Origin of the sequence: Streptosporangium sp. NPDC023825 (assembly GCF_040639575.1) — a bacterium.
Taxonomy (GTDB): Bacteria; Actinomycetota; Actinomycetes; order Streptosporangiales; family Streptosporangiaceae; genus Streptosporangium.
This window is the reverse complement of record NZ_JBFAAE010000127.1, coordinates 1-6965: the sequence shown is the minus strand read 5'-3', so window position 1 is coordinate 6965 and position 6965 is coordinate 1. Positions and strand designations below refer to the sequence as shown.

Annotated in this window: 10 protein-coding genes; 3 read left to right on the top strand and 7 right to left on the bottom strand. The window is 70.2% G+C overall.

From position 1 onward, the window contains the following. Positions 1-167 precede the first annotated feature (167 nt). The 6 genes from AB0G15_RS43130 to clpS all read right to left on the bottom strand — a co-directional run bounded on the left by AB0G15_RS43130 (position 168) and on the right by clpS (position 3417). Positions 168-1115, bottom strand: coding sequence for a cysteine synthase (locus AB0G15_RS43130; RefSeq protein WP_362851474.1), 948 nt, complete (start codon positions 1113-1115; stop codon positions 168-170). A gap of 165 nt (positions 1116-1280) precedes the next feature. Then, positions 1281-1559 carry a MoaD/ThiS family protein gene (locus tag AB0G15_RS43125; protein WP_344919239.1) on the bottom strand — a complete coding sequence of 93 codons (279 nt, stop codon included), beginning with the start codon at positions 1557-1559 and terminating at the stop codon, positions 1281-1283. A gap of 87 nt (positions 1560-1646) precedes the next feature. Continuing rightward, positions 1647-1784 carry a hypothetical protein gene (locus AB0G15_RS43120; protein ID WP_362680063.1) on the bottom strand — a complete coding sequence of 46 codons (138 nt, stop codon included), beginning with the start codon at positions 1782-1784 and terminating at the stop codon, positions 1647-1649. Positions 1785-2027: 243 nt separating this feature from the next. Continuing rightward, entirely contained in the window at positions 2028-2444 is a 417-nt protein-coding gene (locus AB0G15_RS43115; protein WP_350973579.1) for a M67 family metallopeptidase, read from the bottom strand. A gap of 9 nt (positions 2445-2453) precedes the next feature. Next, positions 2454-2978 (bottom strand): DUF2017 domain-containing protein, encoded by a 525-nt coding sequence (locus tag AB0G15_RS43110; RefSeq protein WP_362680058.1) that lies wholly within the window; start codon positions 2976-2978, stop codon positions 2454-2456. Between the two features lie 151 nt (positions 2979-3129). Further along, positions 3130-3417 (bottom strand): ATP-dependent Clp protease adapter ClpS, encoded by a 288-nt coding sequence (gene clpS / locus AB0G15_RS43105; RefSeq protein ID WP_329091067.1) that lies wholly within the window; start codon positions 3415-3417, stop codon positions 3130-3132. Between the two features lie 40 nt (positions 3418-3457). Here clpS and AB0G15_RS43100 point away from each other — a divergent pair, with 40 nt between their 5' ends. After that, positions 3458-4747, top strand: a complete 1290-nt coding sequence (locus tag AB0G15_RS43100; RefSeq protein ID WP_362851472.1) for a nicotinate phosphoribosyltransferase — start codon at positions 3458-3460, stop codon at positions 4745-4747. A 4-nt stretch (positions 4748-4751) separates the two neighbouring features. After that, positions 4752-5327 (top strand): nicotinamidase, encoded by a 576-nt coding sequence (locus AB0G15_RS43095; protein WP_362851470.1) that lies wholly within the window; start codon positions 4752-4754, stop codon positions 5325-5327. Between the two features lie 7 nt (positions 5328-5334). Here the strand turns inward: AB0G15_RS43095 and AB0G15_RS43090 are convergent, their stop codons facing one another. Further along, positions 5335-5946, bottom strand: a complete 612-nt coding sequence (locus AB0G15_RS43090) for a hypothetical protein (RefSeq protein WP_362851468.1) — start codon at positions 5944-5946, stop codon at positions 5335-5337. Between the two features lie 195 nt (positions 5947-6141). Between AB0G15_RS43090 and AB0G15_RS43085 the strand changes: the two genes are divergently transcribed. Continuing rightward, complete coding sequence (locus tag AB0G15_RS43085) at positions 6142-6870, top strand: hypothetical protein (RefSeq protein WP_362851466.1); 729 nt, start codon at positions 6142-6144, stop codon at positions 6868-6870. Positions 6871-6965 lie beyond the last annotated feature (95 nt).

The window sequence follows — 6965 nt, the reverse complement described above, 5'->3', positions numbered from 1 at the left end:
CCCCGCCCGCGGGGGGGCCCCCCCGCCGCGGCCCGGGGGGGGGGGGCCCCCCCCCCGCGCCCCCCCCCCCCCCCCCGTCGACATGTCATCCGCCGTCGCGGTTTCCCCGCGACCCCCGATCCCGTCACGGCGGGAAGCCCCGGAGATCGCCCTTTCCCGGATGCGGTTCAGGCCCAGAGCTGGCCTTCGAGCCGCTCCTCGGCCTCGTCCAGCGTCCCCTCGTAGGCGCCGGTGGACAGGTACTTCCAGCCGCCGTCCGCGACCACGAACACGATGTCGGCCCGCTCGCCCGCCTTGACGGCCTTGGTCGCCATGCCGAGCGCGGCGTGCAGGGCCGCTCCGGTGGAGACCCCGGCGAAGATGCCCTCCCCGGCCAGCAACTCCCGGGTGCGCCGCAGCGCGTCGGCCGAGGAGACCGAGAAACGCGTGGTGAGGACGTCGGCGTCGTACAGCTCGGGGATGAAGCCCTCGTCCACGTTGCGCAATCCGTACACCAACTCGCCGTACCGCGGCTCGGCGGCGACGATCTTCACGTCCGGGACGCGCTCACGCAGGAACCTGCCGACGCCCATCAGGGTGCCCGTGGTGCCCAGGCCGGCCACGAAGTGGGTGACGGACGGCAGGTCCTCCAGGATCTCCGGCCCCGTCGACTCGTAGTGCGAGCGCCAGTTGGCCGGGTTGCCGTACTGGTAGAGCATCACCCAGTCGGGGTTCTCCTCCGCCAGGCCCTTGGCCACCCTGACCGCCTCGTTGGAGCCGCCCGCCGCGGGCGAGGAGATGATCTGCGCCCCCCACATGCGCAGCAGCTGGCGGCGTTCCTCGGAGGTGTTCTCCGGCATCACGCAGATCAGCTTGTAGCCCTTGAGCCTGGCGGACATCGCCAGCGAGATGCCGGTGTTGCCGCTCGTGGGTTCGAGGATCGTGCACCCCGGCCGGAGGAGCCCGTCCTTCTCCGCCTGCTCGATCATCCACAGCGCCGGACGGTCCTTGATCGAACCTGTCGGGTTGCGGTCCTCGAGCTTGGCCCAGATCCGCACGTCCTCCGACGGCGAGAGCCTGGGCAGGCCGACCAGCGGGGTCCGGCCGACCGATTCGATCAGTGAGTCAAAACGCATGGTGTACGGCTTCCGCCTCGGGTTGACCTTGTGGTGACAGACCTTTGCCTCGCGGTGACAGCCCTGGAACCGCGGCGTACGCCGCCCGCCCCGCGGGACCTCGCCGGATCTCGCCGGATCTCTTGGGAGATCACGAGGTCTCGCGGGACGGGCGGCGCCGCGCGGCTAGCGGGAGCCGCCGGCCACGGCGGGCAGGACGGTGACCGTGTCGCCGTCGGCGACCGGTGTCTCCAGCCCGCCCAGAAAGCGGACGTCCTCGTCGTTCAGGTAGACGTTCACGAAGCGGCGCAGCGCGCCCTTGTCGACCAGGCGCTCCCTCAGCCCGGGATGCCGGGCCTCCAGATCGCCGATGAGCTCCTCGAGCGTGGCGCCCTTGGCGTCGACGGCCTTGGCACCGTCGGTGTAGGTGCGCAGGATGGTCGGAATGCGAACCTCGATGGCCATCGCGGGTCAATCTCCTTGCGTCGTCATGGGAGTAAAGCCCACCGGATCAGAACACCGGCGAGCACCGGAGGATTCCAGAAAAACCGGTCAGCGACAGTCGTAGACGACGACGGAGGGCGTGTGTGCGAACAGGAAGTTCTGTACAGGCGCGACACCCGCGTGCCGTGCCCGGGGGCCGGGACGCGAGAGCACGACGTCCTCCTGGCTCGGGGCGACGGTCAGCATGCTCGCCAGTTTACCCAAAGGGGCCATTCACCTCACGGCCGTACCGGACACCGATGCCGTACGAACCCGGGACGCCACCCGGCACGGGCATCCGGACGCCCGGAAAAGGCCCTGGACATGAGACCCGGACGCCCGGAAACGGAGGCCCCGGACATGAGACCCGGACGCTCGAAAACGGCCCCGAGCATGAGACCCGGACGCCCGGAAACGGAGGCCCCGGACATGAGACCGGGACGGTGACGGTCACCCGGAGGTGATCGTCACCTCCTCCTCGCTCACGACGCCGTCGACGATCCGGTACGAGCGGAACTCGGCCTTCTCCCCCAGCTCCTCCCGGGTGGAGACCAGCACGTAGTGGGCGTTCGGCTCGGAGGCGTAGGAGATGTCGGTGCGGGAGGGGTAGGCCTCGGTGGCGGTGTGGGAGTGGTAGATGACCACCGGCTCCTCGTCGCGGTCGTCCATCTCCCGCCAGACGCGCAGCTGCTCCAGCGAGTCGAACCGGTAGAACGTCGGCGACCGCTCGGCGTTCTCCATCGCGACGAACCGTTCGGGGGAGTCGGAGCCGACCGGCCCGGCGATCACGCCGCAGGCCTCGTCGGGGTGATCCGCCCGAGCGTGCGCGATGATCCTGTCAACCAGTTCCCGAGAGATCGTGAGCATGACTGGAAGTTACCAAAGGGCGCGGACCAGGGTGTCCTGGAGGTAGGTCAACCAGTCGTAGATGACGTACGCCGGATAGCGGGGGTCGCTCTCCGACATGTCGGCGATCTCGTCGTGCACCTCCTCGGTCACCTCCAGCCGGGTGCCGAGCGCGAGCCGCACGTCGTTCAGCGCGCGCATCCACGCCTGCGCCTGCTCCCTGGTCAGCTCGACCCGCCCGGGCTCGGCGCTGTCGAGCATCGTCTTGGCGTCGGCCCGCTTGCCCTCGCGCAGCGTCGCCTCGGTGTATCTGCGGAACTCGGCGGCCGCCTCGCCGTCCTCGTACGCCGAGGGGAACAGCCGGGCCAGCACCGGGTCGTCGGACTGCTCGGAGGCGCCGATGCCGAGCGCCTTCTCCAGGGGGTCGTCACCCGTCTCCCCCGGCTCGATCAGGCCCAGGATCTGGGTGACCAGCGAGCGCAGGATCGACACCTCGGCGGCGTCGAAACCCGTGATCACGCCGCCCTCACGGCCCGGTTTGAACCCCGAACTCATCTCTCGCCCACCATTCCTCGCGGACTCCGCCCGAGATCCGCCCGCCACCCGCCACCCGGTCGTCGCTCCGCGCCCGAGCGCCCCGTACCCGAAGTTCTCGAGCCCGGCCGCCCGCCGCGCGGTGACGAGCGACGCCGGGCCGCCCGCGCGCTCACGAATCCCGCTGGACGGTGGCCCACAACCCGTACGAGTGCATGATCTGCGCGTCGCGCTCCATCTCCTCGCGGGTGCCGCTGGAGACCACAGCCTTGCCCTTGTGGTGCACGTCGAGCATCAACTTCTCCGCCTTCTCCTTGGAGTATCCGAAAACGGACTGGAAGACGTACGTCACATAGGACATCAGATTGACCGGGTCGTTCCAGACGATCGTCAACCATGGCAGATCGGGTCTTACGTCGATTGACGGACGCTCGACCTCCGTTGGAGCGGTGCTACCCACATTCACCAGTCTGCCCTACCCCGGGCTTAGTCTTCGACTCGTGACAAAGAGCATGAGCACCGCGTTGCTTACCGATCACTATGAGCTGACGATGTTGGAGGCGGCGCTGAGAAGCGGGGCCGCCTCCAGGCGGGCGGTCTTCGAGGTGTTCGCGCGCCAGCTGCCCGGCGGGCGGCGCTACGGGGTCGTGGCGGGAACCGGCCGGGTGCTGGACGCGCTGGAGTCATTCCGCTTCGAGGAGGAGTCCCTGGCGTTCCTGCGGGACAACGAGGTGATCGACGAGCCCACCCTGGAGTTCCTCGCCGGATACCGGTTCTCCGGGAACGTGGACGGCTACGCCGAGGGCGAGTGCTACTTCCCCGGTTCCCCGATCATGACGGTGGAGGGCACGTTCGCCGAGGCCGTGCTGCTGGAGACCGTGATCCTGTCGATCCTCAACCACGACTGCGCGATCGCCACCGCCGCCACGCGCATGATCCGCGCGGCCGGGACCAGGCCCCTCATCGAGATGGGCTCGCGGCGCACCCACGAGGCGGCGGCCGTGGCCGCGGCGCGGGCCGCCTACCTCTGCGGGTTCTCCTCCACCTCCAACCTCATGGCCGGCCGCGAGTACGGCATACCGACCGCCGGGACCGCCGCCCACGCGTTCACCCTGCTCCACGACTCCGAGGAGCAGGCCTTCCAGGCCCAGATCGCCTCTCTCGGCCCCGGCACCACGCTGCTCGTCGACACCTACGACGTGGCCCAGGCCGTACGGACCGCGGTGGAGCTCGCCGGACCCTCCCTCGGAGCGGTCCGCCTCGACTCCGGCGACCTCGGCCAGGTCGCCCACGAGGTCCGCGAGCAGCTCGACGCGCTCGGCGCCCACAAGGCCCGGATCATCGTCACCAGCGACCTCGACGAGTACGCCATCGCCGCGCTCGCCTCCGCCCCCGTGGACGGCTACGGCGTCGGCACGTCACTGGTCACTGGCTCCGGCTCGCCCACCGCCGCCCTGGTCTACAAGCTCGTCGCCCGCGAGGACGCCGAAGGGGTGATGCGGCCGGTGGCCAAGAAGTCGGTGGGCAAGCCCAGCCGGGGCGGGCGCAAGGAGGCCTTCCGCGAACTCGACGCCGACGGCACGGCGGTCACCGAGCTGGTCACCGTCTCCGGCGAGCGTCCCTCGGACGCCCGCCCGCTGCAGGTTCCGCTGGTCAGGGAGGGGGAGATCGTCGGACGCGAGAAGCTGGACGTGGCCCGCGCCCGGCACCGCGAGGCCGTCGCCGAGCTGCCCTCGACCGCCCACCAGCTGTCCCGGGGGTACGCCGCGATCCCCACCGTGTTTGACTGATCGCATGCCAACCGCACTCATCATCGTCGACGTCCAGAACGACTTCTGCGAGGGCGGCAGCCTTCCGGTCGGCGGCGGCGCCGAGGTGGCCGCCGCCATCTCCCGGCACGCCGCCTCACACGGCTATGACCACGTCGTGGCCACCCGTGACCATCACGTCGACCCCGGCTCCCACTTCGCCGCCGAACCCGACTACGTGAACACCTGGCCCGTCCACTGCGTCGCCGGGACCCCGGGGTCCGGCTTCCACCCCGCCTTCGACACCGCACGCGTCGAGGAGGTGTTCAGCAAGGGTGCCCACAGCGGCGCCTACAGCGGCTTCGAGGGCGTCACCGCCGACGGTACGAGCCTGGCCGACTGGCTCGGCGAGCGCCGCGTGGACGCGGTGGACGTCGTCGGCATCGCCACCGACCACTGCGTGCGGGCCACCGCCCTGGACGCGGTCGCGCACGGTCTGTCCGTTCAGGTGCTGCTCGACCTCACCGCCGGGGTGTCCGCCCCGACCACCGAGGCGGCCCTCGCCGAACTCCGCTCCGCCGGAGCCCGCCTCACGGGCACTCCCGTGGTCCGCCCGGCCTGACGGTTTCTCAGCTCACCGGCATCCCCAGAAAAAGGATCATCCGGTCGAGCTTCCCGTCCATGGTCCGGTAGTTCTCCTTCAACTCGCCGACGTCCTGCTTCAGGACATGGATGTCCTGCTTGACCCCGGCCATGTCCACCTTGAGCTCGGCCACATCCTGCTTGACCCCGGCGAGCTCCTCCTTGGTCGCGCACTTCGCGACCTCCACCCTGAGTTCGGCGATTTCCTGCTTGACCCCATCGACCTCCTGCTTGACCTCGGCGAGGTCTTCCTTGGTCGCGCACTTCGCGACCTCCTGCCTGACCTCGGCGAGCTCCTCCTTGGTCGCACACTTCGCCACATCGAGCCGAAGCTCGGCGACCTCCTGCTTGACCTCGGCCATATCCACCTTGAGCCCGGCCACATCCTGCTTGACCCCGGCGAGCTCCTCCTTGGTCGCACACTTCGCCACATCGAGCCGAAGCTCGGCGACCTCCTGCTTGACCTCGGCGAGGTCTTCCTTCGTGGCGCACTTCGCCACGTCCTCCTTGGTGGCGAGGGTGTCCATCCTCGCCATGATCTGCTCGAACATCGGAGCCACGTACTCCAGGATCTCGGTACGGATCATCTCGGCCAACACTCGTCCTCTTTGGGGCGTTGCAGGGGGAACCCGGCGGAGGGCCCGGGATGGTTACGACGGCACGTTACCAACGACCATCACTCTGAGCATCCGAACGATTACCGGATCGGCATGGATGGGCAAACAGAACCATCACCGGTTGCGACAGGAGTATCACGGGGAGTTGAGACTTCTTACTACCGGTGGTGACCTCATATGTTCGTGCTCGGCGTCTCCTGGCTGATCCTGACCCCGCTGTGCCTGTGGAACCTGTTTCGCGGAGGGACGCTGGTGCGGCTGACGAGTGTGCTGTCGCTGGTCGCGCTGGAGGCGGCCACGATCTGGGCCACCACGGTCGTCCAGGTTCCCGCGCGGACTCCGATCGCCGCGCCCCCGGCCCCGGCAGCCCAGCCGCAGACCCGGACTCCGCACCCGGCGTCCCCGGCGGCCCATGCGCCGACGCCGCCCCCCGAGGCGGCCCAGCAGGGCGCGCGGGACGCACGAGGAGCACAGGCGGGGCGGGGAGAGCGGCTCGCACGGGGCGAGCCGGGCGAGCGGGGCACCTCCGGCGCGCGGGACACGTCCTGCCGCGGCCGGATGCCGGCTCCCGAACGGGTGCGGCTGGCCCGCCACCAGGGCGCGCCGCGCGGCGTGACGCTCTTCTGGAAGGCCCGGGCGGACGAGTGCGACACCGCGACCGTGGTCCTGCACCACAGGAAGCGCACGATCAAGGTCTGGATGCGCGAGGGCGAGGCGGGGAGCCGTTCGCCCGGCGCCACCACGTGGCCCGTGAGCGTCGCCGGCGGCGTGGCCTCCCTGGAGGTGCCGCTCACGGCGCCGGTGCGCGACACGGGGGCGTTCAGGGCGATCGACGGGCGGACCGGCAGGCCGATCGCCCTCATCCGGCCGGGTCGCATACCGGAGGAGCCGTCCACGTTCCGGTGACCCGGCCCGGCCCCCTCGGGAAGGCTCGCCGCCGACCCCGGCGTGGTCGCCGACTGGTACGCCGGGCTGGTGGCCGAGCGCAGGACCCCTCTCGG